This is a genomic window from Pseudomonas sp. TE3552 (assembly GCF_056278945.1).
In genome coordinates, this window is record NZ_JBWBQJ010000001.1 from 2,758,215 (window position 1) to 2,785,028 (window position 26,814).

At 58.7% G+C, this 26,814-nt stretch carries 26 protein-coding genes; 10 read left to right on the forward strand and 16 right to left on the reverse strand.

Annotation, left to right across the window (positions count from 1 at the left end; all coding sequences use genetic code 11):
• Window positions 1-73 precede the first annotated feature (73 nt).
• The 4 genes from ACZ9BB_RS12195 to ACZ9BB_RS12210 all read right to left on the reverse strand — a co-directional run bounded on the left by ACZ9BB_RS12195 (window position 74) and on the right by ACZ9BB_RS12210 (window position 5,288).
• Window positions 74-1,024 (reverse strand): aldo/keto reductase, encoded by a 951-nt coding sequence (locus tag ACZ9BB_RS12195; protein WP_476213996.1) that lies wholly within the window; start codon window positions 1,022-1,024, stop codon window positions 74-76.
• 124 nt (window positions 1,025-1,148) lie between these two features.
• Window positions 1,149-2,639, reverse strand: coding sequence for an efflux transporter outer membrane subunit (locus ACZ9BB_RS12200; RefSeq protein WP_476213997.1), 1,491 nt, complete (start codon window positions 2,637-2,639; stop codon window positions 1,149-1,151).
• Window positions 2,640-2,658: 19 nt separating this feature from the next.
• Complete coding sequence (locus tag ACZ9BB_RS12205) at window positions 2,659-4,152, reverse strand: DHA2 family efflux MFS transporter permease subunit (RefSeq protein WP_476213998.1); 1,494 nt, start codon at window positions 4,150-4,152, stop codon at window positions 2,659-2,661.
• Window positions 4,152-5,288 (reverse strand): HlyD family secretion protein, encoded by a 1,137-nt coding sequence (locus tag ACZ9BB_RS12210; RefSeq protein ID WP_476213999.1) that lies wholly within the window; start codon window positions 5,286-5,288, stop codon window positions 4,152-4,154. The genes ACZ9BB_RS12205 and ACZ9BB_RS12210 overlap by 1 nt, the downstream gene beginning before the upstream one ends.
• 225 nt (window positions 5,289-5,513) lie before the next feature.
• Between ACZ9BB_RS12210 and ACZ9BB_RS12215 the strand changes: the two genes are divergently transcribed.
• Window positions 5,514-6,137: a TetR/AcrR family transcriptional regulator gene (locus ACZ9BB_RS12215; RefSeq protein ID WP_476214000.1), complete on the forward strand. Its 624-nt coding sequence runs from the start codon at window positions 5,514-5,516 to the stop codon at window positions 6,135-6,137.
• Between the two features lie 11 nt (window positions 6,138-6,148).
• Window positions 6,149-6,673 (forward strand): G/U mismatch-specific DNA glycosylase, encoded by a 525-nt coding sequence (gene mug, locus ACZ9BB_RS12220; protein ID WP_476218285.1) that lies wholly within the window; start codon window positions 6,149-6,151, stop codon window positions 6,671-6,673.
• Window positions 6,674-6,803: 130 nt separating this feature from the next.
• Here mug and ACZ9BB_RS12225 read toward each other — a convergent pair whose 3' ends face one another.
• The 4 genes from ACZ9BB_RS12225 to ACZ9BB_RS12240 are packed head-to-tail and all read right to left on the reverse strand — an operon-like array spanning window position 6,804 to window position 10,383.
• The gene (locus ACZ9BB_RS12225; RefSeq protein WP_476214001.1) at window positions 6,804-7,652 is read right to left on the reverse strand and encodes a sugar phosphate isomerase/epimerase family protein; all 849 of its coding nucleotides are present in this window, start codon (window positions 7,650-7,652) and stop codon (window positions 6,804-6,806) included.
• Between the two features lies 1 nt (window position 7,653).
• A complete protein-coding gene (locus tag ACZ9BB_RS12230) occupies window positions 7,654-8,895 on the reverse strand; it encodes an NAD(P)/FAD-dependent oxidoreductase (RefSeq protein WP_476214002.1) in 1,242 nt (413 codons plus the stop codon).
• Window positions 8,896-8,913: 18 nt separating this feature from the next.
• Window positions 8,914-9,234 carry a MocE family 2Fe-2S type ferredoxin gene (locus ACZ9BB_RS12235; protein ID WP_081361822.1) on the reverse strand — a complete coding sequence of 107 codons (321 nt, stop codon included), beginning with the start codon at window positions 9,232-9,234 and terminating at the stop codon, window positions 8,914-8,916.
• A 36-nt stretch (window positions 9,235-9,270) separates the two neighbouring features.
• A complete protein-coding gene (locus ACZ9BB_RS12240) occupies window positions 9,271-10,383 on the reverse strand; it encodes a fatty acid desaturase family protein (RefSeq protein ID WP_476214003.1) in 1,113 nt (370 codons plus the stop codon).
• Between the two features lie 182 nt (window positions 10,384-10,565).
• Here ACZ9BB_RS12240 and ACZ9BB_RS12245 point away from each other — a divergent pair, with 182 nt between their 5' ends.
• A complete protein-coding gene (locus tag ACZ9BB_RS12245; protein ID WP_476214004.1) occupies window positions 10,566-11,615 on the forward strand; it encodes a LacI family DNA-binding transcriptional regulator in 1,050 nt (349 codons plus the stop codon).
• Window positions 11,616-11,813: 198 nt separating this feature from the next.
• Here ACZ9BB_RS12245 and ACZ9BB_RS12250 read toward each other — a convergent pair whose 3' ends face one another.
• Window positions 11,814-13,817, reverse strand: a complete 2,004-nt coding sequence (locus tag ACZ9BB_RS12250) for a sigma-54 interaction domain-containing protein (RefSeq protein ID WP_476218287.1) — start codon at window positions 13,815-13,817, stop codon at window positions 11,814-11,816.
• 211 nt (window positions 13,818-14,028) lie between these two features.
• On the opposite strand from ACZ9BB_RS12250, the gene ACZ9BB_RS12255 reads away from it, so the two are divergent.
• The 4 genes from ACZ9BB_RS12255 to ACZ9BB_RS12270 all read left to right on the forward strand — a co-directional run bounded on the left by ACZ9BB_RS12255 (window position 14,029) and on the right by ACZ9BB_RS12270 (window position 17,192).
• Window positions 14,029-15,051 carry a Gfo/Idh/MocA family oxidoreductase gene (locus tag ACZ9BB_RS12255; RefSeq protein ID WP_476214005.1) on the forward strand — a complete coding sequence of 341 codons (1,023 nt, stop codon included), beginning with the start codon at window positions 14,029-14,031 and terminating at the stop codon, window positions 15,049-15,051.
• Window positions 15,048-15,836: a TIM barrel protein gene (locus ACZ9BB_RS12260; protein ID WP_476214006.1), complete on the forward strand. Its 789-nt coding sequence runs from the start codon at window positions 15,048-15,050 to the stop codon at window positions 15,834-15,836. Before ACZ9BB_RS12255 ends, ACZ9BB_RS12260 begins: the two co-directional genes overlap by 4 nt.
• A gap of 113 nt (window positions 15,837-15,949) precedes the next feature.
• Window positions 15,950-16,876, forward strand: coding sequence for a sugar ABC transporter substrate-binding protein (locus tag ACZ9BB_RS12265; RefSeq protein WP_476214007.1), 927 nt, complete (start codon window positions 15,950-15,952; stop codon window positions 16,874-16,876).
• Window positions 16,877-16,976: 100 nt separating this feature from the next.
• Entirely contained in the window at window positions 16,977-17,192 is a 216-nt protein-coding gene (locus tag ACZ9BB_RS12270; protein ID WP_476214008.1) for a hypothetical protein, read from the forward strand.
• A 127-nt stretch (window positions 17,193-17,319) separates the two neighbouring features.
• Here ACZ9BB_RS12270 and ACZ9BB_RS12275 read toward each other — a convergent pair whose 3' ends face one another.
• Window positions 17,320-18,201, reverse strand: coding sequence for a LysR family transcriptional regulator (locus ACZ9BB_RS12275; protein ID WP_476214009.1), 882 nt, complete (start codon window positions 18,199-18,201; stop codon window positions 17,320-17,322).
• 225 nt (window positions 18,202-18,426) lie between these two features.
• On the opposite strand from ACZ9BB_RS12275, the gene ACZ9BB_RS12280 reads away from it, so the two are divergent.
• Window positions 18,427-19,011, forward strand: a complete 585-nt coding sequence (locus ACZ9BB_RS12280; RefSeq protein ID WP_476214010.1) for an isochorismatase family protein — start codon at window positions 18,427-18,429, stop codon at window positions 19,009-19,011.
• Window positions 19,012-19,068: 57 nt separating this feature from the next.
• Here the strand turns inward: ACZ9BB_RS12280 and ACZ9BB_RS12285 are convergent, their stop codons facing one another.
• Window positions 19,069-20,970 carry a potassium transporter Kup gene (locus tag ACZ9BB_RS12285; protein WP_476214011.1) on the reverse strand — a complete coding sequence of 634 codons (1,902 nt, stop codon included), beginning with the start codon at window positions 20,968-20,970 and terminating at the stop codon, window positions 19,069-19,071.
• 180 nt (window positions 20,971-21,150) lie between these two features.
• Complete coding sequence (locus ACZ9BB_RS12290) at window positions 21,151-21,771, reverse strand: cell wall hydrolase (RefSeq protein WP_476214012.1); 621 nt, start codon at window positions 21,769-21,771, stop codon at window positions 21,151-21,153.
• A 165-nt stretch (window positions 21,772-21,936) separates the two neighbouring features.
• Here ACZ9BB_RS12290 and ACZ9BB_RS12295 point away from each other — a divergent pair, with 165 nt between their 5' ends.
• Window positions 21,937-22,788, forward strand: coding sequence for a CAP domain-containing protein (locus ACZ9BB_RS12295; protein WP_476214013.1), 852 nt, complete (start codon window positions 21,937-21,939; stop codon window positions 22,786-22,788).
• Between the two features lie 35 nt (window positions 22,789-22,823).
• A complete protein-coding gene (gene chrA / locus ACZ9BB_RS12300; RefSeq protein WP_476214014.1) occupies window positions 22,824-24,182 on the forward strand; it encodes a chromate efflux transporter in 1,359 nt (452 codons plus the stop codon).
• A 15-nt stretch (window positions 24,183-24,197) separates the two neighbouring features.
• On the opposite strand, the gene ACZ9BB_RS12305 is transcribed toward chrA, so the two are convergent.
• The 4 genes from ACZ9BB_RS12305 to ACZ9BB_RS12320 form a co-directional block, all read right to left on the reverse strand.
• Window positions 24,198-24,584 (reverse strand): YfeK family protein, encoded by a 387-nt coding sequence (locus tag ACZ9BB_RS12305; protein ID WP_476214015.1) that lies wholly within the window; start codon window positions 24,582-24,584, stop codon window positions 24,198-24,200.
• 58 nt (window positions 24,585-24,642) lie between these two features.
• Window positions 24,643-24,870 (reverse strand): hypothetical protein, encoded by a 228-nt coding sequence (locus tag ACZ9BB_RS12310; RefSeq protein WP_476214016.1) that lies wholly within the window; start codon window positions 24,868-24,870, stop codon window positions 24,643-24,645.
• A gap of 124 nt (window positions 24,871-24,994) precedes the next feature.
• On the reverse strand, window positions 24,995-25,231 hold the full coding sequence (locus tag ACZ9BB_RS12315; protein ID WP_476214017.1) for a hypothetical protein: 237 nt from the start codon (window positions 25,229-25,231) through the stop codon (window positions 24,995-24,997).
• A 741-nt stretch (window positions 25,232-25,972) separates the two neighbouring features.
• Window positions 25,973-26,395 carry an HD domain-containing protein gene (locus tag ACZ9BB_RS12320; RefSeq protein ID WP_476214018.1) on the reverse strand — a complete coding sequence of 141 codons (423 nt, stop codon included), beginning with the start codon at window positions 26,393-26,395 and terminating at the stop codon, window positions 25,973-25,975.
• Window positions 26,396-26,814 lie beyond the last annotated feature (419 nt).

Genomic DNA, 26,814 nt, shown 5'->3' on the forward strand with positions numbered 1-26,814 from the left:
TATAGGCCTGGCCTGAACAATTATTTGCGTGGGGAAAGGGGCGACCCTGCAAAAGCCGCCCTCTCCTCGCGTATCACTTTTTCCGCGCAATAAACCCGGGCACTCCGGTTTCCACTACCGAGTTGAATCGTACCCTGGTCGTAATATCTTCCTTGATTTCACGCATGGCCCTGTGAGGCAAGGTAGAAATATCAAAGTTTTCCTGGATATGACTCGGTGTTGCAGAAGTGGTCAGAAAAGCAACTCCCCGCTGTACAGACCAGGCCAATGCAACTTGAGCTGGGGTTTTCCGCAGGCGCTGAGCGATCCCTGTAATCACAGGTTCTTCCAGTACTTTCGGTTCCATGCCATGCCCGAGTGGCGCAAACGCAAGGACAATAATTCCATGCTGCCGGCAAAACTCAAACAGTTCCCATTCAGGCAAATATGGGTGGGATTCAACTTGCACAACGGCAGGTTTTATCCGGGCCACTGCCACAATCTCTTGTAAAGCCTCCAGGGTGATATCAGACAAACCGATGGACTTGCACCGACCTTCATCCACGAGGCGTTCAAGTGCCCTCCAGGTTTCTATCAGTGTCACGCTCGAGTCGTAGATGACTCGACCCTGCTCATCTCTTGGATCCTGGTCTTCGCCGGGCTGGAAGGCAAAGGGAGTATGGATCAGGTAGCAATCGATATAATCAACTTGAAGTCGTCGGCAACTGGCCTCAAAGGCAGGTTCGACCCGCTCGGGACGATGATTGGTGTTCCACAGTTTTGTAGTAATGAACACATCTTCCCGCCGTACCTTACCCGTCTCCAGCACTTCCTTTATCGCTACGCCTACCCTGTCCTCATTTCGATAGCGTTCGGCGCAATCGAAATGGCGAAATCCTGTTTCCAACGCGTGCTTAACTGCTTGCGTTGTAACGGCTGGATCCCGGAACAGAGTGCCAAAGCCAACGGCCGGCATCTCGCCAGAACCGTGTACAAGAGAAAATTTTGTATCGCGCAGCTCATCGTGAAAGGCTTCGTATGACATGTCTTTACTCCATTGCGAGATCACTCCCACAACAGCGAAAGTGGCCTCTCATAAATTACACGTGGACAGATAACAAACTTTTTCAATGATCTAACGCAGTCAGGAAATATGTAAAAACACAGCTTTATTGATATGACGTTCTGCGTTCTTCGCGACTGGCAACCCGTTGTTCAAAGACACCAACGGAATTACCGCCGAGCGCCACAAACAGTCGCACCGTGTCGAGATACTGCGCGGTCCTCCCCCTGATTTGACCCAGTAACGCTTGTTCATAGGCACGTTCCGTCTCCAGCACTTGGAGAATGCTGTTCTCGCCCTGCGCGTAGGCTTGTTGGTTTAACCGAAAACTTGTTTCGGCCGCTCGTAACGCATCCTCCTGCGCCAGGTTTTCCTCTGCGTCATGGTTGATTGCCTGCAGTGTGTCTGCGACCTGACCGAACGATTTGATAACGGTCTGCTGGTAACCGGCGAGAGTCGCCTTGTAGCCGTCGACCGCTGCCTGACGTTCAGCTTTGAGCGTTCCGCCATCGAAAACCGGACCCGCGAGCCCCGCTGCGAAGCCCCAGAGCGCGGCGCCGCCATTGCCTGAAGCGGCCTGTACCAGAGACGCGGACAGCGTTACGTGGGGATAAAGGTTCGCTGTCGCGATACCCACGGCGGCGCTGGCCATGTGCAGTTCAGCTTCTGCTTGCAGTACATCCGGCCGGTCGTGAGCCATTTCCGAGGGCAAACTGACTGGCACGTTTAACGGTAAGACAAACTCGGCAAGGGTGAACTCAGGCGCGATCCAGTCACCGGGGCCTTTTCCCGTAAGAATCGAGAGAGCATGTCGTGCCGAATCACGCTGCTGTGCGAGGGGCGGCAACAGTGTGCGGTCCTGCGCGAGCCGCGTCTGGGCCAGGGAAACATCGATCTGCGTGGTAGTGCCATTGAGGTGCGCCATACGGACGAGCTCGAGATTCTTTGCGTCATTGGCGAGCAGCTTCTCGACGGCTTCCATCTGCGCGTTTGCAGAGGCCACCAATAACGCCTGGCTAGCGACATCGCCAGTCAGGGTCAGGTACGCAGCTTCGTATCGATGCTTCTGAAGATCGGCAAAAGCTTCTTGCTGTTCGACAAGCCGCTTGTTACTGCCGAAAGCGTCAAGGTCGAAGCCGACTCGCGGCCCGATCGCATAGAAATTGGAGATCGATGGCTCGGGCCCGTTATGTACCCGCTGACGGCCCGCCTGAGCGCCAAAATCGACCTGCGGATAAAGAGCACCCTGCGCCGCGGCAACGGAGGAAGCCGCTTGCCGGATCGTTGCGTCTGCAGCCACGAGCTCAAGATTGCCGTCGATTGCCCGACGTACAATCTGGTCGAGCTTTTGCGAATGAAAGGCGGACCACCATTCACCGCTGACCTTTTTGCCAAGCTCAATGTGCTGTTCTCCGAGCTTGTTACCCTTCTCGCCAAGACGTTGCTCCGCCTGTTGATCATAGTGCTGCGACAGGCTCGGTGGAGGCATTTGATAGTCAGGGCCGACGGTACAGGCGGTCAGGAACACAAGAGCCGATACCGCACCGAACGTGGTTTTGAACATCTGTCTATTGATGAAGAGCGCATTGGATTTCATTTGGCAAACTCCACGAAAACTAGTTGGTCGCAACGGGCTTGCGAAGAAACAGAACCAGTGGGCTCACCACTAGCATCGCCAGCATCAAAATCTTGAACTGGTCGATCACCGCGATAAAAGCCGCTTGGCCGGTGATCATTTCGTTGAGCCCCGCCAGTGCTTGCAGGGACGTCGACGGCGAATCCGCAGCAGCGCGATAGGGCGTCAGATTGCTGACCAACGCCATGTGCATCGCTTGCGTATTGTTGAAGAAGAAAATCTGCACAATCGCAACGCCAATGGTGCTTCCGTAGACACGTGACAGATTGAAAAGACCGGTCCCTTCCGGGCGCAACCTGGGGTCGAGCGTGCTGAACGCGACCTTGGTGAGCGACGGCATCAAGACACCGATGCCGACCCCCTGGATTGCACCGGCCACCGCCACGGGCGACCAGTCCATCAAAGGCGAATAGCCGAGCATCAACCCGTTGGCATAAATCACCATGGCTATGCCTGCCGCAATGAACAGACGACGGTCGAAACGCTCGGGAACCCGGCCCATCAGGATGAACGCACCTACAAGCCCCACACCGCGCGGTATGGTCAGGGAGCCCGTGGTGTCAGGCGGGTAGCCGAGAATCTCGTCCAGCATTGGAGACGTCAGCGCCATGGTCGACAACAACACGAAACCAACGGCGAAAAAGATGATCGTCGACAACACGAAGTTGCGGTCTTTGAACAAACCCTTGTTGAGGAAATGCACCTTCGCGGTCAGCACATGCACAACGAACAGGTACAGCCCCAGTGCACAGGCCAGCGCTTCCAGCCAGATCTCGGTCGAGGAAAACCAGTCCAGGCGTTCACCGCGATCGAGCAGCATTTGCAGGCTGATCAATCCCAGCGTGAAGCTACCGAAGCCGAAGAAGTCGAACGACGGACTGTTCTCGGCCTTTTTCTCGGTAAGCAAAAGCGCCACCACGAGGAAGATAAACGCCGATAACGGTAGGCTGATGTAGAAGATCGGCCGCCATCCGAAATGTTCACTGATCCAACCACCGATGCTCGGGCCGCTGACGATGCCCAAAAGCACAATTGCCGTCCACGTCGCGCCAAATTTCACACGCTTCTCGAGTGGCAATGTCTCCATTGAAATCGCCATCGAGAGAGGTGCCAGCACGCCACTGGCGAGGCCTTGAATAATGCGCGCACCGACAAACTCCAGCGGAGTCGTTGCCTGCGTAGCGAGCAGCAAGCCAAGGACGAAGAAGGCTAACGCGGCTTGATAAACAAGCTTCAGGCCATAACGCCCGGCGAGCCACTGCGCAATCGGCATGGTGATGGCGCTCGCCGCGAGGTACGAGGTGAATATCCAGCCAGCCTGGTCGTCGGTCATCGACAAGCTGCCTTGAATGAGCCTGAGTACCGCGTTCGGCAGAGGCAGGTTCGCCGACTGCATATAGGTCGCCAGCAGAGCAGCGAACCTCAGCGAGCGCGCGCCCTCTGCGCCTGGGGCTCCAACAGCGTTGGCGTTCATCAGAAGTTACCTGCGGTTAACAGCGCCTTGAGCGGGTGCCACCAAGGCGTGCGATACCCGGTATCAACCTTGACCGTGGCACTGGTGCCAGAGAAAAACGGCAGCGCAGGATCCACCACATCCAGTTCGAGTCGCACCGGTACCCGCTGGACAACCTTGACCCAGTTGCCGGTGGCATTTTCGGGCGGCAGCAGCGCGAAGTCCGATCCGGCACCCGGGCTCATGCTGGTCACATGGGCCTTGAAGACGTGATCAGGATAAGTATCGATACTGATGGTTGCTTCCTGCCCTGGACGCATATGGGTCACCTCCGTTTCGCGGAAGTTGGCCTCAACCCAAATCTGGCGATCGGATAACAGAGCAAAGGCTGGGGCACCGTTGTTCACATAGTTGCCAACCTGCAAATCATCGACCTTGGCCACGATGCCATCGTCAGGCGCATACACCGTCGCGTACGAGAGGTACAGCTGCGCCTCATCAAGTTGAGCCTTGGCCTCATGAACCGCCGGGTGGCTATCGGCTTCGATGTCTGGATTGCCATTCAAGGCAACGACGGTACTGGCGATCTGCTGTTCGATAGAGGCTATTCGTTGCCGTGCAACTTTAAGGTCCGTGTCTGCGCGCTCATAAATGGCGCGAGAGACGAACTCGGTAGCGACCAGCGCCTTCTTGCGGGCAAATTCCCTTTGATCGAAATCGGCCGACTCCTTGGCCGATTGCAGTTCAGCCTGTTGCTGGCGGTAGCTTGCCTTGAGGCCATCGATGCGAAGCCGCGCGACACTCAGCTGCGCTTGTGCACGGTTAACCGCGATCTGGAACGGTTCCGGGTTGATCCGAAACAGCACCTGCCCCTTGCGAACAGGCTGATTGTCCTCGACCGCAATTTCGACGACTTGCCCGGAAATGCGAGCGTTGATCGATGCCTTCGCCACCCGGGCGTAGGCGTTATCGGTCGATACAAAAGGCACGCCCGCCAGATAGTGTGCGTACCCAACCGCAGCGAAGAGGACGGGGAAACCCACCATAAGGAGTGGTCGTAATTTCTGTTTAAACGGTTTCTTGCCGGGCGCGCCAGTCTGGTTCGGTCCTGGATGCTCGAAGGTCTGTGTCGCTGAGATGTCGAACTGTTTGGTCATGATCGAATGCACCTTTAACCGGGAAATCGGGCTAACGCCCACGAAAACAGCCATGCCCTGTGCGGTCAGGAGGATCGCTCCGCCGCACCTGTTTCGTCGCCGCAATACCCAGTTCGAGCTCAGCTACAACAAACCTTACTTTCAGGAACTTTTGGCTCCTTAATTTTGTGCGATGATGTAAGAATATCCCTGCATTCACCTTCACTCAAGGCTTTTTTATACAACATGGCACAAAAAAAGATCACCGAGGGGAAAGGCCGCGGCCGCCCCCGCGCGTACGACCCGCAAACTGCGCTGCAGCAGGCACTTGGTGTTTTCTGGAACACCGGATATTCCGGCGCTTCTCTGGATAGCATCGCCACGGCGGCCGGTATGAATCGCCCTAGCCTCTATGCGGCATTCGGTGACAAGCACGCGCTCTACCTCAAGGCGCTTGAGCAGTATTGGGAGTTTGCCGCCGCAGCCATGCAGGAGGCTCTGACGGACAAGGAGCTATCTTTGAGCCAGGCGTTGATGCGTTTCTACGAGGGTCAGCTGTCGATCTACTTCTCGGGTGACGGCCAACCGCGTGGCTGCTTTGCGATCGGCACGGCGACGACCGAGGCCGTCGAGGATTCTGAAATACGTGAGGTTCTTTCGGATCGGCTCAGCAGGCTCGATGCCGATCTCGAAACGCGTCTGCGAGCGGCAATCGATTCCGGCGAGTTGAAAAGCGATGTCGACCCGGCGGCCCTCGCCGTACTCGCGTCATCCCTGCTGCACAGCATTTCGATACGTGCGCGCGCGGGCAAATCCCGCGCTGAATTGACCGAGCTTGCACGCAATGCGGTCAACGTAATCTGCGGTTGAGAGGTTTTATGGTGGGTGAAGGACTCGAAGATATTCTGACAGAACATCTTGCCGTGATTTTTTGCGGGATTAATCCAGGAATGACTGCCGCCGCCCAAGGTCATCACTTTGCGGGCAGGGGCAATCGCTTCTGGCGCACGCTCCACCTTGCCGGCTTTACGCCGGAAGAAATTCGCCCGGAAAACGATCGGGCGATCTTGCAGTATCAGTGTGGATTAACGGCAGTGGTTGAACGGCCTACGGCACGGGCGGATCAACTGTCCTCACATGAGTTCATTGCCGCCGCTGCGGATTTTGAACACAAGATCACGCGCTATGCGCCACGCTTTGTGGCGTTTCTCGGTAAAACTGCGTATTGCGCGTTATCCGGCCAACGAGAAATCACGTGGGGACTTCAGTCACAAACCTTTGGCAATGCCTCGGTATGGGTTTTACCCAATCCCAGTGGGCGAAATCGTGCGTTCTCGCTGGATCAACTGGTTGGCGCTTACCGCCAACTGCGTTTGGCAGCGAGTGAGAGTCGGTTTCCCGGTTAATCAACAGCGTCGCCTCCCGCCTGAAGGGGTGCTCAACCGTCCGTTATCAGATCCGCGTCGGTAACACCGCAGATCCGTATCGGTAGATGACTCTGTGAGATTGCCAGGAGGCTCTGGAGGCGCTTCAAAATCAACGACCATCGTGAAGCCGCACCTGGCAGTCGCTCCAAACCCCACGCATCAAATCCTTGAGCATCAATGCCTCCGCCCAGCGATCAGTGATGTCGCGTCCATCGGCCCCCGTGATGGCATAGGGTGGTGGGCCGAGTTCACAGGTGAAAGACAGGCTATCGGGCGTGTCCGGTCGGGCCAGCCAATCTTCGATCCCATATCGCCACCAGCCCAGGAAACGCTCCAGCCAGGGTCGATGCTGAGCAAAGCTCAGGGGCACCTGGACCTGTTCGCCGTTGGCAACACGACCATGAAAACCCCAACTGTGGCGCAGGATGGTGTGGATCTGTTCGTCGTCCTCGGCGGCGGCCGACTCTGGCAGTTCGCGGCCCACGACATAGTGGGACAAGTCGGCCAACAGCTTTAGATCGGGCATTTGCGCGAGAATGTCGAGGGTGAACAACAGGTCGCTGGTCAGGCGATAACGATGGGTTTCCAGAAGAATGGGGAAGTCCACTTGCTCGGCCAGACGCTGCCAGCCTTCGATCAGTTCGATAGCTTGTTTCAGCGTGCGCGGCCGCACGTCTGCTTGCAGCGTGAGGTGGTGGCAGCCATAGCGGGACGCGACATCGATCGCTGCCGCCAGATCATCCACGGTGCGGGGGAACACCTGCCCTTCGATTTGCAGGCCCTGCGCCTTGGCGGCGGCATGCAGGCGTGCGGCGTGGTGCGCGACCCAGAAATGGTCGGTGATCCCGTCAAAGCCCGCGGCGGCGATTTTCTCCAGCTGCGCTTCCAGGGGATGATCGCATTGGCCGCGGTAATCCTGCATGGCCCAAAGGGATTGAAATACCAGGAATTCACGCATGTCAGCTCCGCAGCAGTTGTTTGAGCGGCACGTCGGCGTCGGCCAGAGCGGCCACCGAGAGCGGGTTATGGTGAGCGATCAGCCGTTCGCACAATTTGATGTCCTTGGCGACGCTATTGCCCTGGCCCCAGCCGCATGCGCCTTGCAGGCGTTGCTCGGCATCGAGGTAGAACAACAGGAAGCCGCCACCGGCGGTTGTCCGGCTCGCCGTGGGTTCTGTGTTTGCGATCACGCCCACGGTCTGCAGCCCCCAGTCGTATTGATCGGACCAAAAACCGGGAATGACCTCGAAGGGCTGCTCGCCGCCCAACAGATTCAGGGCGGCGTGACGACCCTGAGTCTCGGCGTTGCGCCAGGTTTCCTGACGCTGGAAAACCCCTTGCGGGTGCAGTCGAAACTCACAGACATCGCCCGCCGCAAAGATGTCCGGCGCACTGGTGCGCAGCTGGGCATCAACGCGGATGCCCTGCCCGACCTCAAGCCCGGCGGCCATGGCCAACTCCATGTTGGGCTGCATGCCGATGCCCACCACCACCAAATCGCAAGACAGCAATTGGCCGTCGACCAGCTGCACGGACTCAACATGAGTAGTGCCCTGCACCGCCTCAATCGCCACATTCAGCCGCACATCCACGCCCTGACTGCGATGCAGTTCCAGCAGAACCCTGGACAACCGCTCAGGCAACACCCGCCCCGCAAGACGCGGTCCGGCCTCGAGCAAGGTCACGGCGCAACCCAAGGCGCGGGCCGTTGCTGCGACTTCAAGTCCGATGAAGCCGCCACCGATGATCACCAACCGGGCATCGGGCCGCAATGAAGCGCGCAGTGCCAGGGCCTCGTCATGGGTCCGCAGATAAAGCACATTGAGCAGATGCTCGGGTACACAGGCGAGTCGCCGCGACCGCCCTCCCGTGGCCAGCAACAGACGGGCGTAATGCAGCCAGCTGCCGTCGGCCAACTGCAGACGATGCTGCTGCGGATCCAGGCCTTTCACCGGGTTGCCGGCCACGTGTTCAATGTCCAGTTCGGCGAGCCGAGCGCTATCGCACAAGCTGCACCCCGCCAGATCCACCGAGCCCTGCAACACGCCCTTGGACAGTGGCGGACGTTCATAAGGAAGGTGGGGCTCGTCGCCTATCAGAATCAGCCGACCGCTATAACCTTCGCCGCGCAAGGTCAGGGCCGCGCGGCCACCCGCATGCCCGGCGCCAACAATGACCAGTGGAGCATTGGCAGAACTCATGGCGCAGACTCCTTGCGATTAAACGGTGATGGCGAGCAGCACACGCCCCGCCTCGACCCGGACTTCATAGGTCTTGAGGTTGACGCACACCGGTGCGCCCAGGGCTTTGCCGGAGCGGTAGTCGAAACGCCCGTTGTGCTTGGGGCACTCGATGACATGCTCCATCACCAGGCCATCGGCCAGGTGGATGGACTCGTGGGTGCACAGGCCCGCCGTGGCGAAAAACTCGCTGTCGGCGGAGCGGTAGACGGCGTAGGTGTGCTGGCCATGGTCGAAACGAATGACGTCTTCTTCATTGATATCGCCCACGGCACATACATCGATCCATTGATCGGTCATGGTGCTTTCTCTTGTAGTGGTACAGACAGGAAGGTGTCAGGCCGTCGTTACTTCAGGTGCTGCCTGGACGTTAGCGGCCGGCGCTGCGCGTTGTGGCAAAGGGCGACTGACGAAATACGTCGGGTCTTTGCGCTGCTTCCAGATGGTCGGGAGGATTTCCTTGAAGGCCTCGAACAGGCTGGTGTAAGGCGGCGGGCAGTCACGGCGGATCTCCTCGTGAAGTTGTGCCAGCGCGTGAAACGGCACCATCGGATACATGTGGTGCTCAAGGTGATAGTTCATGTTGAGGTACATGAAGCGCAGCAGCGGGTTCATGTAGATGGTGCGGCAGTTGCTGCGGTGATCGAGTACGTCCTCAGCTAGGCCGACATGCTGCGACAGGCCGAACAGGTAGGACAGCCAACCGCCATAGAGCGTCGGCAGACCAATGAACATCAGCGGCAGCCAGCTCTGCATGTACAACGCAGCGCCTACGGTAAGCCCATAAATCACCAGCCAGACGCGTGCGTCCCTCACAACCTTGGGCCACTCGGATTCGGGGATGAACGTTTGCTCTTCCTCATCCATTCGCCCGACTGCATGGCGGCAGACTGCCCCCATCGTCTTCAACGCATAAGGCATTCTGAACAGGCTCAGCAGCATATTGATCAGGCTTGGCGGACGTGGTTCGACGATCTCCGGATCGCGACCGACGATGATGGTGTCGGTGTGGTGCCGTGCGTGGCTCCAGCGCCAGACTTGGGGCTCGAACATGAACATGAAGCTCGACAGCTGATAGACCGCATCATTCATCCAGCGGGTTTTGAACGCTGTACCGTGACCCGCTTCGTGCCAACGGGCATTGGACGCCGTGCCGTAGAGCAAGCCGTAGACGAAGAAGAACGGAGCGCAGGCCCAGGAGCCCCAGAACCAGTAGCCACCGAACCCGGTCACGACCATCGCCGATAGCCAGATCGCGATATCCAGCAAGGCCGGGCCATCGCGGCGCTGCATCAATTCCTTCATGCGTTTACGAGAAATGGGGGATTGGTACCAGCTTGCCGATACCAGGCCTTTTTGCGCCGCTCGGGCGGCTTCGGGGCCGATCAATCGATAGTCCCGGGGCATGGGTTTGCCGGGGTTTTCAAAGGCTGCGTTTTGTTCGGGCATTTTATTGTTCTCCGCAAGCTTGATTGTTTTAGGCATTTGCTTCGATGCGGGATCACATCGCTGGGGAAAATATAGAGAGCGCAGAAATCACCCTCAAGCCCTTGAATACATTCCCTATCAAGCTATCATCCAGACCCATTGAAGCTTGATAGTTTTCTATCAAAGCGCTTGCGGGGGCCGCCATGAACAACAATAAACGCCCAACCATTGCCACCGTCGCCGAGCACGCTCGCTTGAGTGTCGCCACCGTGGACCGGGTGCTCAACGCCAGGGCTCCGGTCAGCCCGGCCACCGCCGAACAGGTCTTCCAGGCCGCCGAAGCCGTCGGTTATTTCGCCGCCAGGCTGATCGGTCAGCGCATCCGCGAACGTCGTCCCAGCTATCGTTTCGGCATCCTGTTACTTGGTACCGCCCAGGCGTTCTATGGCAACGTCGCCGCCGCCATCACCGAGGCGGCGCAGCGTCAGGCCGGCGCCAACCTGAGCATTCAATTCGAGTACGTTTTCGATCGCACCCCCAGCGCCATCATTGCCCAGATCGAACAACTGGCGGTGCAGTGCGACGGCCTCGCGGTGGTCAGCTTCTCCCATCCGTTGATCAATGCAGCCATCGCTCAGATCAGAGAGGCAGGCGTGCCGGTGATCGCCCTGCTGTCCGACATCCACGAGGCAGCGGATGAGCCTTACGTCGGCCAGGATAATCATGAGGTCGGGCGTACCATGGGTTGGCTGATGGCTCACACCTGTGGTGCCCGCAAAGGCAGCGTCGGGGTATTGCTCGGCGGCCACCGTTTTCTTGGCCATCAGGCGCGGGTCGAGGGGTTGCGCAGTTACCTGGCGGAGCGCGCCCCAGGGTTGCGACTGCTGGAAGCGGTGATCAATCTGGACAATTGCGACATCACCGAAGAGGCAACTCTGGATCTACTGGCGCGTCACGACGACTTGCGTGGGCTGTGCGTGGTCGGCGGTGGCGGCGACGGCATCATCAGCGCCCTGTCGCAGCTGCCGAAGCGGCCGTCGCTGTGCTGCATCCTGCAGGAGTCGACCGAGCTGTCGCGACAAGCCCTGGATCAGGGATTGATCAGCCTGGTCATCGATTCCCAACCACGATTACTGGCGGCAGCGCTGATCGATTTGCTGGTGGAGCTGCAGACCACGCCGGACTTCGATCCCGCCCGGCACCGGGTCCATATTCCGTTGCAGATCATGACCTCAGAGAACACCCGACACTGATGCTGTGAGCAGTGTTGAGAATATCCATACATTTCTCAGCCACACCGAACCTGTGGCGAGGGAGCTTGCTCCCGCTGGGCTGCGTAGCAGCCCCAAAACCGATCACTGAGTTTCTTCTGAAAGACTGAGACAAGCCCTATTGGGGTCGCTGCGCGACCCAGCGGGAGCAAGCTCCCTCGCCACAAGGTCGTTTTTCAGTCAGAGGTTGGGGTCCGAACGAAAAGCATCGGCACTCAGTCCGAACCGATTCATCTTGTTGTACAACCCGCCACGAGAAACGTTCAGCTGCCTGGCGGCCAGGCGGATGTTGCCGCGGGTATCCCTGAGAGCCGCGATGATCGCATTCATTTCATGGGCGCCAAGGTCCAGGGCAGCCCGGGGTTCGGGCAAACTTCCCGGTGCCGACTGACGCAGCTTTTGCTTGATTTCAAGCGGTAGATCGCCCGGCTGGATCAGTTCGGTTACCGCCAGATTGGTCGCGCGTTCAATGGTGTTTTCCAACTCGCGAACATTGCCCGGCCAGTGGTAGGCCGACAGAATATCCAACGCCTCGGGCGAGATGTCCTGCACGGATTTACGCAACGACCGGGCGCAACGACTGAGAAAATGTCGCGCCAGCAATGGCACATCCTCCTGGCGCATCCTCAGCGGCGGGACTGTCAGATTCAGCACGTTGAGCCGGTAGTAAAGATCCTCACGGAACGCCCCCTCGGCCACCGCCTGACTGAGGTTGCGGTGGGTGGCGGCGATGATGCGGACATTCACCTGCTGCGATTTCTTCGCCCCAACGCGCGTCACCTCGCCTTCTTGCAAGACGCGCAGCAGGCTGACCTGGGCGTCAAAAGACATGTCACCGATTTCGTCGAGGAAGATCGTGCCGCCATCGGCCAATTCGAACTTCCCGGCAGAGCCTCCGCGGGCCGATCCGGTGAAGGCGCCCTCAACATGACCAAACAGTTCGCTCTGCACCAGATCTCGCGGAATGGCCCCACAATTGACGGCCACAAAAGGACCGCTGCAACGGTCACTGGCGTTATGGATCGCCTGGGCGAACAGCTCCTTGCCGGTACCGCTTTCCCCCAGGATCAATGTGGTCGAGTCACTGCGACTGGCAATCCGTCCCAGGTGCAACGCGTCCTGGATGGCGCGCGAACTGCCCAGAATGGTGTCGAAGGTGTAGCTGGCTTGAGTGCCGATGATCCGCCGGGTAATTTCGCGGATGCGCCTGTTCTCGCGCAACGAAACAATGCGCCCACCCTGCTCCAGTGGGCACACCGACACCAGGCACGCCAGGTGACTGCGATCATGCAGCTCAAACGTGCAATCCAGATCTCTTATCCCTTCATACTGCTGTCCTTCCCCGCCGCGTAGCAGAATCTCATCGGTCAGCTCGCTCTGGCCCAGGCGCTGGAACGGGCTGCCCAGCAGATCCCGCCCCACGCGGAACAATTGGCGGGCATAACGGTTGAGCGCCTTGATACAGCCCCGCTCATCCAGCACCACAAGTCCCTCGTTGAGCACTTCGAGGACGGTTTGTTGTTCTTCCAGCAGGGTCTGCAACGCCATCTGTCGCGAGACCGCTTCAGCCGCTGCCTGGACGGTGCCCAGCGTATGGAAATGAAACCAGCCCGGCTCGGCGGTCAGGGTCAACATGGCCAGCGTCCTGCCCTGCGCATCCTTGATCGGCGCAGCGGCACAATGCATGCGCCGCCGACGCAGGCCGGTGCCGAAATTTTCCTCGGCCAGCACATACACCAATCGATCTTCGGCAAGCGCCAGCCCCGTGCAGTTGGTGCCCTGCACCGACTCCAGCAGCCGGCTACCCACAGGCGTGAGGTCCAGGCCGCAGAAATACAGCGTCGTGCCTTCGGCATCGGTCAAATTGATATGCCCCCTGGGGTTGTACGCCAGCAAACCCCGCATGACCTCTGCCGCCGCTGCGATCAAGGCGCGATTGGCCGCCAGCGTTGCAGTCAGCACGTTGGAGGCGACAAAGCGGTATTGGCCATCATCAGGATCGAGGCCGGCATTGACGCTGCGCAGCCAGGAGTCCCAGATCACTTGCCTGACCCCGGCCGGTCGATCGGTGCGGCCGTTCAAACAATCCAGCCATGCCTGATCCAGCTCGGCGATCGGTCCTTCGTTCAACGATGCCGGACCGAGCGCGGTGATGTAATCGAGGTCTTGTGTGCTGAAGGCCATGGGCTGTGGGTTCACCCTTTTCTCCTATGTTCATATTTTCAACATGTCAGTGTAGACATGTCATCGATATGAACATTTATTTCAACAACTCTTTTATAACTCCTTAAATATCAATTACTTAAATATTGGCACAGCCCTTGCTCCATGCCTTGTACCAGCGAGGACATTCCTGCTGCCCAGTCATTGAACAACAATAAAAGGGAGTCATTTCATGAGTGCATCCAAGATCATCCGCCTGGGTCTGATCGGCGCCGGCCGCATGGGCAGTTTTCACGGCCAGACGGCCGCCCGACACATTCCCGGCGCCTGCCTGGCCGCCATCGCCGACCCTACCCCCGGCCAAGCCGCCCGCCTGGCGGCGGAGTTGGGGGTGCAGCGGGTTTATACCGATCCACAGCAACTGCTCGATGACCCGGAAATAGACGGTGTGTTGATCGCCGCCCCCGCCCGCAGCCATGCCGAACTGGTGATCAGTGCGGCTCGGGCCGGCAAAGGGGTGTTTTGTGAGAAACCCATGGCCATCACCCTCGACGAGGCCGACCGCGCCATCGCCGCGGCCGCCGATGCACAGGTGACGCTGCAAGTCGGCTTCAACCGCCGCTTCGCCAAAAGCTTCCGGGCGGCTCACCTGGACGTGGTCGCCGGCCGTATCGGTGCGCCGCAACTGCTGCGCTCGCTGACCCGCGACCCGGCGCTGAACAATCCGGCCGCCTCGCCACAGTGGGTGATTTTCCTCGAAACCCTGATTCATGACTTCGATACCCTGCGCTACCTCAATCCCGGTGCCGAAGCGGTTGAGGTTTTTGTCATGGCCGATGCCCTGATCGCACCGGACTACAAGGACAAGGGGCTGCTGGACACTGCGGTGGTCACCATCCGTTTCGACAACGGCGCCATCGCCACCGCCGAGGCCAATTTCCAGGCCGTTTATGGCTACGATGTTCGAGGGGAAGTCTTCGGCAGCGCCGGCATGCTGACCATGGGCAGCATCAACGACTCCGACCTGGTGCGCTATCTGGCCAATGGCATCCAGGCCGACACCCAGCGCATGGACACCGACCTGCTGCGTGATGCCTATGTGGCCGAACTCAACCACTTTGTCGACTGCCTGCGCACCGGCGAAAAACCCCTCGCCAGCGGTGAAGATGCCCGGGCGGCACTGGCCATTGCCCGCGCGTGTATCGAGTCCTTCCAGCAGGGCAAAGCTGTGCGCGTGCAAGGAGCCCATTCATGAGTTTCACACCGTTCAAACTGGCGATCAGTGCCGAGATGGTCTTCCTCGACTTGCCGTTCACAGAGCGCGTCAAACGCATTCACGCACTAGGCTTCAGCGCCGAAATCTGGGACTGGACGCAGAAAGACATTCCAGCCCTGGTCGCCACCGGCGCTGACTTCACCTCCATGACCGGCTATATCTCGGGCAACCTGACCGACCCCGAAGACATCCAGCACCTGCTCGACAGCGCACGGGAATCGCTGGCCGTCGCCGCACAACTCAATTGCCCGAGCCTCAACCTGCATGGCACAGGCCTGGGCGACCGAGGCTTGCCGGTCAAACCCGTGGCCCACACCACTGGACGCATGTGGTTGAGTGCCTGCAAGACCCTGGAAAAAATCGCTCGCCTGGGCGAAGACGCCAGTCGGGTATTCCTGCTGGAAAACCTCAATACCGAGGTTGACCACCCCGGCACGCCGTTCGCGCGCGCCGACGATACCCTGGCGCTGATCGAGGCCGTGGGCAGCCCGCATTTGAAGATGAACCTGGACCTTTACCATGCCCAGATTGGCGAAGGAAACCTGATCGAACTGATCCAGCGTGCCGGCAGCGCCATTGGTGAGATCCAGGTCGCCGATGTTCCCGGCCGCATGGAACCGGGCACCGGCGAAATCCATTATCCGGCCATTGCCAAAGCCTTGTTCCGCATGGGATACACCGGTGTCGTCGGGCTCGAGGGATGGGCCAGCGGCGACAGCGAAGCGGCACTTGAACGCTTTCGGCAAGCCTTCACGCTTGATTGAAATGCCGGTCAGTAAAGCCATTTCAGCTACGAGGCTCTCCTTGTAGCAGATCGCCTTACGCATTTTTTTGATCTTGATGAATTTCAACTCATAACAAAAAAGGAAAAACCATCATGCGTCGCTGCACACTGCTTTTTGCCACGCTGTTATTCCTCTTCAGCCAATGGGCCGCCGCCAACTATCGCATCGGCGTCAGCATTGCCAGAGTTGACGACAACTTCATGACCTATGTGCGCAGCGGCCTGGAAGATGCCGCCAGGAAGGATAACGTCCAGATCCAGTTCGAGGATGCCCAGGGCGATGTGGTTCGCCAGCTCAATCAGATCCAGGGCTTTCTCAGCCAGAAGGTGGATGCGGTTATCGTCCTGCCCGTGGACACCGCCGCCACCGCCAACATGACCCGCGCCGCCGTCGAGGCGAAGACACCGCTGATCTACGTCAACCGCCACCCGGACGAACGCGTCTTGCCCAAAGGCGTGGTCACGGTAGCGTCCAATGACATTGAGGCCGGGCAACTGCAGATGCGCTACCTGGCCGACAAGCTGGGGGGCAAAGGCAACATCGCGATCATCATGGGCGACCTCGCGCAAAACTCCACGCACGACCGTACTGAAGGGGTCAAACAGATACTCAAGGACTATCCCGGGATCACCATCGTCGAACAACAAAGTGCCGAGTGGCAGCGCAACAAAGGGATGGACCTGACCAGCAATTGGCTCCTGGCCGGCACCCGCTTTGATGCCATCGTTGCCAACAATGACGAGATGGCCATCGGCGCCGCCATGGCACTGCAGCAAGCCGGCAAAGCCAAGGGCGAGATTGCGATCGTCGGCATCGACGGCCTGCCTGACGGCCTCGCGGCCATCAAGCGCGGGATGCTCGTAGCCTCCGTGTTTCAAGACCCCAAGGCCCAGGCGAGCAGCGCGCTGCAAGCGGCCATCCAGATGATCAAAGGGGAACCGGTCGAAGCGGATGTCTGGGTGCCCTTTCAACTGATCACGCCGGATCAAGTGGCCGTCTTCGAGCAACATTACAAATAGCGTCAAACGGCGGCAGGGTTAATCGAGCGTGCTCATTGAAAATCTCGAACTCCAGGCCATGCCGCCGTATCCAATGGGTATGCCAATGGAGGTTGACGCCATGAACAATGATGACCGTACAGATCGCGTCGAGTCAGAATCGACATCAAACGCCCCATCCACCGACACCGCTGGAAAACCGGTCGATGAGATCGAAAAAGACCTCGAGGACAAAGACAATGACGCCAGGAGCGTGGAACAAGCCAACGAGCAGGAAGCCGAAGAACTCAGGCGCAAAATAGCCGAGATCGAACGCAAAGTGGCAGACGGTAACTAGGGATGCCGCGACAAGCCCATTGGCCCAATCACGCCATCGTGCTTGTCCAGTGACCGGGCCGCCTCTCATCCGGCGTGCTCGTTGATCATGCAATGGTTCGCCCGGCAAGCCGAACCGGACGCAGGCGTCAGGCATCCTGAAGCTGCTCACGCAAAAACTCGATGAACCGTTGGGTTTTCGCAGGCAATAGCCGCGTCTCGGTGAGGGCGTAAACCGAGATGGGTGAGGCCTGCCACTGTGGCAAGACTCTGCGCAGCGTGCCATTGGCAAGGTCTTGCGTAACGATACCTTCGGCCAGTAACGCGATACCCAGATCCAGCGTCGCCAGACGTCGAATCATTCCCACGCTGTTGAGTCCGAATCGACCGCCAACCTCAACGTCCACCTCCCCTTCACTGCCCGAGAGTGTCCAGCGGTCAGCACCCGTTCCGCGCAGTCGCAGGCATTCGTGGCGGGTCAGATCCGTTGGATGAACCGGATCACCGTACAGTTCGAGATATCGGGGTGAGGCGTAAAGACAGCGGCGCAAACTGGCGAGTTTACGGGCGATCAGGTTCGAACTCGCGGGCTCGCCCATGCGAATGACCACATCAACCGGCTCACTCACCAGATCGACCTGACGCGGGGTCAGGTCGAACTCGAAGCTGATACCGGGATACAACCGGGCAAACTCCGCAATCAGCGGTGCCAGGTAGATATTGGCGAAATCCACCGGCAGCGAAGCCCGCAGTACCCCGCTGGGTCGGGCAAGCATTTCCCCAAGCTGCTCATGGGCCAGTCGGGCTTCGTCGACGATGCGTTTGCAGCGATCGAAGTACAACTGCCCCGCCTCGGTCAGCTCGATCTTGCGGGTTGTGCGATGCAGCAACCTTAGCCCGATTTCCTTCTCGAGGCCACTGATCCGGCGAGAGAGCGTCGAGTTGGGCATCCCCATCGCCTGCGCTGCCCGGCGGAAACTGCGCGCCTTCACAACCTCGACGAACAACGCCATGTCGTTGAGAAACTCCAATGCTATTGCTCCATCAGTGGATCAGTCATTTCAATTTTACCCGGTTTATCCCGGATACGGATTGATCAATGATAGCGACATCGTTTACTGAGGAGCACCGCAATGGACTCGCTTTTTTCTCAAGTCCAGATCGGTCGTCATACCCTGTCCAACCGCATGTTCATGGCCCCGATGACTCGCTCGCGCTCCCATCGAAACCCCTTCCTTACAGCCAGGAGAATCATCATGAGTTACGAAAAATTCAGTGCCGACAACGCCGCCCTGCTGTTGATCGATCACCAGGTAGGGACCATGGGCTGGGTGAAATCCATTCCGTTCGAAGAGCTCAAACGCAACGCGCTGACGCTCGCCAAAGCGGCTGCCATCCTGAAGCTTCCGGTGGTCCTGACCTCCAGCATGGAAGAGTACGCTCAGGGACCGTTGCTGAGTGAACTGGAGCAGATCCTCCCTGCCGAATTCGCTTCCCGCATCAAACGCCTGGGCATCGTCAACGCCATGGACGATGAACACTTCGCCGCTGCCGTTAAAGCGACTGGCCGCAAAAAACTCATCATTGCCGGTGTCACCAATGACGTCTGCACGGTCTATCCGGCGCTGAGCCTGGTGCGCGAGGGGTATGAGGTTCAGGTAGTGGCCGATGGCGGAGGCTCACCGAGCGTCATGGCCGATGACATCGCCCTGCGGCGGATGGATAAAGGCGGCGTGACGCTGACCACTACCAACCAGCTGATTGCGGAACTCGCTGGAAGCTGGGCAACGCCACAGGGGGGTCAGTTGGTGCAGGTATTGATGGAAGCGCTTCAAGGCTAAAAACATTCAGTCCATTGAACGCTCCCACAGGTTTTGCGTTTGGCTGACTGGCGCCGTCTACATCTCCACCTGCGTGCCCAGCTCTATCACGCGGTTGAGCGGTAACTTGAAGTATTTGAGGTTGCTGTTTGCGTTCTTCAGCAAAAACGCGAACAGGCCTTCGCGCCAGCGCGCCATCCCGATACGTTTGGTTGGAACGACAGTCTCTCGGCTAAGGAAGTAAGTGGTGCGCATCGGGCTGAAATCCAGCTCTTTCAAATGGCAAAGGCTCAAGGCCAGAGGTACGTCGGGCTCCTCGATAAAACCAAAGTGCAGACTGACCCGGAAGAACCCTTCACCATAGGACTCGACCTCAAACCGCTGATCCGCGGCCACCCGCGGGCGGTCTTCAGACACCACGGTAAGTAACACCACCTGCTCGTGCAGAACCTGGTTATGCAACAGGTTGTGCAAGAGGGCATGAGGGACGGCATCCGCCCTGGCCGTCAGAAACACAGCGGTACCCTGCACACGATGGGGTGGTTGCGAGCGGATGCTGCTGATGAACAACGGCAGGGGCAGAGATGTTTCATCGAGTCGCTCGACAATGATCTTTCGGCCCCGCTTCCAGGTGGTCATCAAGATGAACAGGGCAATACCCGCAATCACCGGGAACGCACCGCCCTGGAAAATCTTCGGTGCGTTGGCGGCGAAATACAGGCTGTCCACCATGAAAAAGCCCAACAGCATCGGAATCGCCAACCAGCGCGGGGTTTTCCAAAGCAGCAACACGACGGCCGAGGACAGAACAGTGGTAATCAGCATGGTCCCCGTCACCGCCACGCCATACGCCGCCGCCAGCGCACTGGACGATTCAAAGCCGATGACCAGCAACACGACGCCGACCATCAGCGCCCAGTTCACCATGCCGATGTAAATCTGCCCCTGCTCCTGACTGGAGGTGTGCTGGATAAACATACGAGGCACATAACCCAGCTGAATGGCCTGGCGAGTCAGGGAGAACGCCCCGGAAATCACCGCTTGGGAGGCGATGATGGTGGCCAGTGTCGAGAGCGCAACCATCGGCAGCAGGGCCCAGCCCGGTGCCAATAGATAGAACGGATTACGCACCGCTTCCGGGTTCCCGAGAATCAACGCGCCCTGGCCGAAGTAATTGAGTACCAAACCGGGCAGCACCAGGATGAACCAGGCACGAGCAATGGGTTTGCGACCAAAATGCCCCATATCGGCATACAGTGCTTCGGCACCGGTCAATGCCAACACCACGGCGCCCAAAATGGCGACGCCAATCCCCGGATGAACCACGAAAAATTGCACGGCCCATGCCGGATTGAGCGCTTGCAGAACTTCCGGACGTTGCAGGATGCCGTAAATACCGAGCGCACCCAACACCATAAACCACAACACCATGACCGGACCGAACAGGATGCCGATACGGGCCGTGCCATGTTTCTGTATCAAAAAAAGCCCTACCAGGACGACAACGGACAGCGGCACCACCCAATGCTCAATGCCATCGAACGCCAGCTGCAGCCCTTCAACCGCAGAAAGCACGGAGATGGCCGGGGTGATCATGCTGTCACCGTAAAACAGTGCCGCACCAAACAGCCCAAGCAATACCAGGACCCTGCTCATTTTTGGATATGGCGCCGCGGCCCGACGTGCCAGTGCCGTCAAGGCCATGATGCCCCCCTCGCCCTGGTTGTCGGCGCGAAGGATAAACAGCACGTACTTGAACGAGACGACCCAGATCAAAGACCAGAAGATCAACGACAGAATGCCCAGTACACCGTCGTGATTGGCCTGGACTCCGTAATGACCGCCGAACACTTCTTTGAGGGTGTAAAGAGGACTGGTGCCGATATCCCCATAAACCACGCCCACCGCGGCGACAAGCAAACCCACTCCGGATGTTCTGGAGTGAGATTCTTCAGGGGCATGGATCGTTGTTTCGGTCACGGGTAGCTTCTCTGGTTAAAGGAAAGAAATTGCATGCCTCAGATCAACCGGGAAGGACGAAGGATTGCAGGCATATCGATGATCAAAAAACGCGGCGAAGTATCCGCGCGCGGAAAAATACCCACCGTAAAAAAACCGTAAATTTGTACGAACAGCAGCCCACAATCATGACACCCACATCTACCGCGCCGTCTCGCCACGAGGCTTATAGAACAGAAATTTTCGGGTCTCGGCCGTCTTGATGTACTTCTTCGCCCAGTCGGGTTTCACCGTTCTGTCGTGAAAATACAAAGCACCATGGGTTTGGTCCGTGAGTTGCTTGTTGAGTGCCTTGCGCGCGATCTCCTTGGCGAGGGCATATTGGTCGTCTTCCTTTGCCTGATCCGGACGCCCGTCGCACCACCACGAAAACTGGCAGGCATGCTTTTCAGAACCCTGCTTGACCACGGCGCACACCGTATCCGGAAAACCCTCATGGCCCAGCCGGTTCATGACCACATTGGCGACGGCTTCCATATCGGCATCTGCCACGCCCTTGGATTCCCAATAAATGCTGCGTGCAAAGCAAGTAATGGCATCGTCCAGTGGCGCTGCACCCGCCGGATCGACCGCCTGCGCCTCGGAGGTGGTGATGGCTTCGGACTTGGGTACCGGCTGTTCGGTGCCCTTCTCTGCTGCCTTCTGTTCCAGGACCTGCGCCTTCTCTTCAGCCACTTCCTGTTTTTGCTCCTGATCAGTTGCCAACACCTGGCCGCACAGAAGGATGATTGCGAAGCAGGTGCCTACCCCTTTTAATCGCATAATCCGACCCTTCCGGCAGAGAAACAGCGCTGACCTGGCTTGATTGTAGTCCTCAGAACTCATTCCAACAGGCTGACAACTATCTGCGTTTCGGCACAAAAATGCATTGCGTCGACAGGGGTGAAATCGCGCATCATAAACACAGTCCGTTCAAGGGAGATTTCCATGCGCAGCCTGTCATCCGTTTTGCATCTTGGCGTGTTGTCATTCGGGCTGGTATTCAGCGTCGCCGCGTCGGCGACCGAGGAAACGCAGCTGGTCGAGTCGATCAACGTTTACCGCAGCCAGGTGCAGCGCTGTGCCGGCCAGGCGTCGGCGGAACTGCCACCGCTGGCGAGCGATCCGCGCCTGGTACTGTCCGCCAATAGCATCGGCGATTTGCAGCAGGCGCTGGCCCGCGCGGCTTATCCGATGGTTAACGTGCAGGCGATCAGCTTGTCCGGTCCACGTGATGCACCGTCCGCCATGAAGGCGATTCAGGAGAGCTTCTGCCAGGTGGTACTGGACCCGCAATTCGTCGACATCGGCGTCAGCCGGGACGCCCGTGTGTGGCGCATCGTATTGGCACGCCCCCTGTTGAGCGGGCGGCTGGGCGACTGGCAAGCGGAGGGACAGAAACTGCTCGAAGCGATGAACAGTGCCCGCACACAGGCGCGCCAGTGCGGCAGCCAATCCTTTGCCGCGACGACGCCACTGGCCTGGAACGCCACGCTGGGGAGCGCGGCCGAGACCCACAGCCGGGCCATGGCCAACCATAACTTTTTCGACCACAAGGACCGCGACGGCCGCACGCCGGGTGATCGCGCTGAACTGGCCGGTTACGCCGGTCAGCAGGTCGGTGAGAATATTTCCGCCGGCCAGGACACCGTGCGCAAGGTGGTCGATGGCTGGCTGGCCAGCCCGGGCCATTGCGCCAACCTGATGAACCCACAATATCGTGAACTGGGTGCGGCCTATGCGGTGGACCCGAAGAGTGACGCGGGCATTTACTGGACGGCGATGTTTGGTACGCCGTGAAAACCTGAATTACCACTTTAAAAAGGAATCGGCACTTGAATAAAGCCCCCTCTTCGACCGTCGAACAGGAGCTGTCGAAGCCTGAGGCGATCAGCCTGCGAGAAGCCTTCCTGTTCTGGCTGAAGCTCGGTTTCATCAGTTTTGGCGGGCCGGCTGGACAGATCTCGATCATGCATCAGGAGTTGGTGGAGCGGCGGCGCTGGATCTCGGAACGGCGCTTTCTGCATGCCCTCAACTACTGCATGTTGCTGCCCGGGCCTGAGGCTCAGCAACTGGCGACCTACATTGGTTGGCTGATGCACCGGACATGGGGCGGCCTGATTGCCGGCGCGCTGTTTGTGCTGCCGTCGCTGTTCATCCTGATCGGGTTGTCGTGGGTGTACATCGCCTTTGGCGAAGTGCCGGCGGTGGCCGGCCTCTTTTATGGTATCAAGCCTGCCGTGACCGCCATTGTGGTGCAGGCGGCCCATCGGATCGGCTCGCGGGCATTGAAGAACAACTGGCTATGGGGGATCGCCGCGGCTTCATTCATGGCCATCTTCGTCTTCAACGTGCCATTCCCGTTGATTGTGCTGGGCGCCGCGATCATCGGTTATGTCGGTGGGCGTCTGGCGCCTGAAAGGTTCCGGACCGGGGGCCACGGCGCGGCGAAAAAGTCCTTCGGGCCGGCCTTGATCGACGACGACACCCCGCCTCCCGAACACGCCCGTTTCAGCAGCTTTAAACTGCTGCGCCTGTTGCTGGCGGGTGCGGTCTTGTGGGCGTTGCCGATGGGACTTCTCACCGCACTGTTCGGCTGGGAAGGCACTCTGACCCAGATGGGCTGGTTCTTTACCAAAGCGGCATTACTGACATTCGGCGGCGCGTATGCCGTGCTGCCCTATGTGTATCAGGGTGCCGTCGGCCACTATGGCTGGCTGACGCCCACACAAATGATCGATGGCCTGGCGCTCGGCGAAACCACCCCCGGTCCGCTGATCATGGTGGTGGCCTTCGTCGGTTTTATCGGCGCCTATGTGAGTCAGGTGTTCGGCCCCGATCAAGTGTTCCTGGCTGGCGCCCTCGCCGCCACGCTAGTGACCTGGTTCACTTTCCTGCCGTCGTTCCTGTTCATCCTCGCCGGCGGCCCGTTGGTGGAGTCGACGCACAACGAACTCAGGCTCACCGCGCCGCTGACCGCGATTACCGCGGCGGTGGTCGGCGTGATTCTTAATTTGGCGTGTTTCTTCGGCTACCACGTTCTGTGGCCCAAAGGTTTCGGCGGCCAACTCGACTGGCCTTCGGCGCTGCTCGCCATTGCAGCGGCCATTGCCTTGTTCCGCTTCAAGCGGGGTGTGATCGAGGTGTTGATGGGGTGCGGGCTGATCGGGTTGGCGGTGCATCTGCTGCGCTAGCGCCCGACAAGGCAATCAATGAAGTTGCCGTTGTCGCTGTAGTTCGGTTTTCAACCAGAGACTGGCCGGTTGTATGCCTGCCGGACAGCGCACTTCATAGTCGAGGCCACTCATGCTGCTTCGAGTGGCCGCCAGCTCAATGAAGTCTTCTGCGCTGTTCACCCTGTCATTCTCTTCGAGATACTCCAGTTTCTTCTCCAGATGCGCCCGGGCCTGAGGGCCTTGGTATTCGCTCCCGTTGCGCACAAACCGGCATTCACTGTGCTCGACAAAGTCCAGCAAGCTGTTTATTTCCTGAGTGGCTTGAGGTGTGGGTTGTGCCTGTGCATCGAGCGCCATGGCGGTCAGCCCAATAACCGCCGCCATCAGCCATTGAGTGAGAGGTGCAGTCAGCATTCGCATGGTTACTCCTCAGGAAATCAGAGCGGTGATGGCCGCTCTGGAGCTGGGCAGGGACAGGTCAATCGTCGTCTCGGTCGTCACGATCGCGGTGCCGACGGCGATCATCACGACGATCATAGTCCCGGTCATACCCTCGATCATCACGGTAATAATAGCCACGGTCATGGTCACGACGGTATTCATGGTGATCCCGATCGTACCTGTCTCCCTCTTCCCAGTAAGGAAAGCAACCTCCCAGCAGGAGGGTGCTTGCAATGGCCAGGGTCATTATCACGGTGCGCTTCATTTGAACGTCCTAAAAGGTCAGAACTACGGGGATGAGGTGACGCTAGCGGCGAATTCAATCGCAGTGCGTTCAAACCCATAGATACGACCTTCCAGCCGATCAATGATTCCGTTATCGCCGGGCCTTACAGCGTTCTTTGGCTGTTACCGATGGTCTTGGCTTTCTCGATGGCCCACTCCATCGCCGCTTCCATGTCCAGCAGATGCGGCGAGGGGTGGTTGTCCTCAACGATGACCGAGCCGTCCGGCCAATAGACGCCCATGAACATATCCAACGAACCGTCTCTCAATATTTTGGATTTAACCTCGATGCCGCATCCATTCGACAGCGTTTCCGAGTGGATCATATGGCGCTCAGTCATGACTGCATTCCTCCCGTCGTTGCTATCAGCGTAACTCATTGTGGCGAGGGGGCTTGTCGGAACGACGCGTCGTCCTGTTCGGGCTTCGAAGCAATCGTAAAATCGGGAATTGCGTTACATCAGACAGACCGCGTTAGCCGGATTCACGACTGCTTCGCAGCCGAACGCAGCCTCGCGAGCTCGGCAGTTGCTACAGCGGCTACGGCGGCTACAGTTCGGCGGTTGCTACAAAGAGCGTGCCCAAGAAAAAACCCGCACAAGGCGGGTTTTGGAAATCGAGTAGGTGGCCAGTGCTGGTCTCTGGCTTACAAGGTTTATCAGGCCTCTCACAGAACAGTTATTTTGCTCTTTGGGCTGTTCTGCCTCACACGGCATAAGGGCTGGATCTCAGCGCGGAGATCTTTCTAACCGTGTACCCTTGGGAGCGCGCCCCACGCCTCCTCGCTATCCCTTTGCGCATCAGTCTGCGTCTTCACCTACAGGTTCAGAATAGCAAACCGATCCAGGCCTGGGTCGGGCTTTTTAGACCGATTCTCTACCAAGGAAACGGCGGCAGGATGGAAAAATAATAATAGCCAACGCCCTGTAGCAGCTGCCGAGCTCGCGAGGCTGCGTTCGGCTGCGCAGCAGTCGTAAAGTCACGGCCTAATTCACCGACATGCTTGCGGTAAGATTCTGCTGCATGTACGCCAGGAAGCGACGCTGAAACAACAATGGTGATGGAATCCGAACTCATACACCCTACGAGCGCAGCACCCCAATCGCCCGTCGATACTTCTCAACGCGCTCCAGATCCTCCCAGGACGGCTGGGCGATCCGCGACAAGTCGCTATTTTCCTCCAGGTCCGCCAGTTTCACCACCCGCCCGATCGGGTGCTGCGCCGCGCGCTCGACGAACGCCTCGTAGGACTCGCCCGGCACTTTGGTCACCGACGCAATTGCCGACAGCACCGTTTCGCTGAAGCCTTCCTTGCGCAGATCGTCGAAGCTGATGCCGCAGTCCTCGACCACGTCATGTAGCACCGCGACGATGCGCTCTTCCAGCGTGTTCACCCGCAGCATGACTTTCAGCGGATGCAGGATGTAAGGCACGCCGCCCTTGTCCACCTGCCCCTCATGCGCCGCAGCGGCGATGGCAATGGCGCGTTCCAGTGTCTGACTCATGGGATTTTCCTCGGGTTAAATGCCGTAACGGCGCGGCCAGGATTTTGAAGTCTGCAAAATATGTAGGAATCTGCCCGTTGTGGCGAGGGAGCTTGCTCCCGCTGGGCTGCGAAGCGGCCCCAAACCCTGCTAGCCCGTTTCCTCAGACACACTGCGATGCCCGGTTTTACTGCGTTTGCGCCATAGAGTGGGGAAAAGCCACTTTGCGAAATGCCCATCCGAGCGTCCTACACCCCGGTTGCGGCTATCAAAATCGCTGCCTAGAGTGGGTCTGTCGCTGACATCAGTTGGCGATAGGGTTTCGCAGCCCTTAAGATTGACACCTTGTTCCGTCAGGCACGGCCGACTCCCGGCTGCGTATCGTTTTATGGCGGTTGTGCGTGGGAGACCTTCGGGTCTGCCGGGTCTTGGTGTTAATC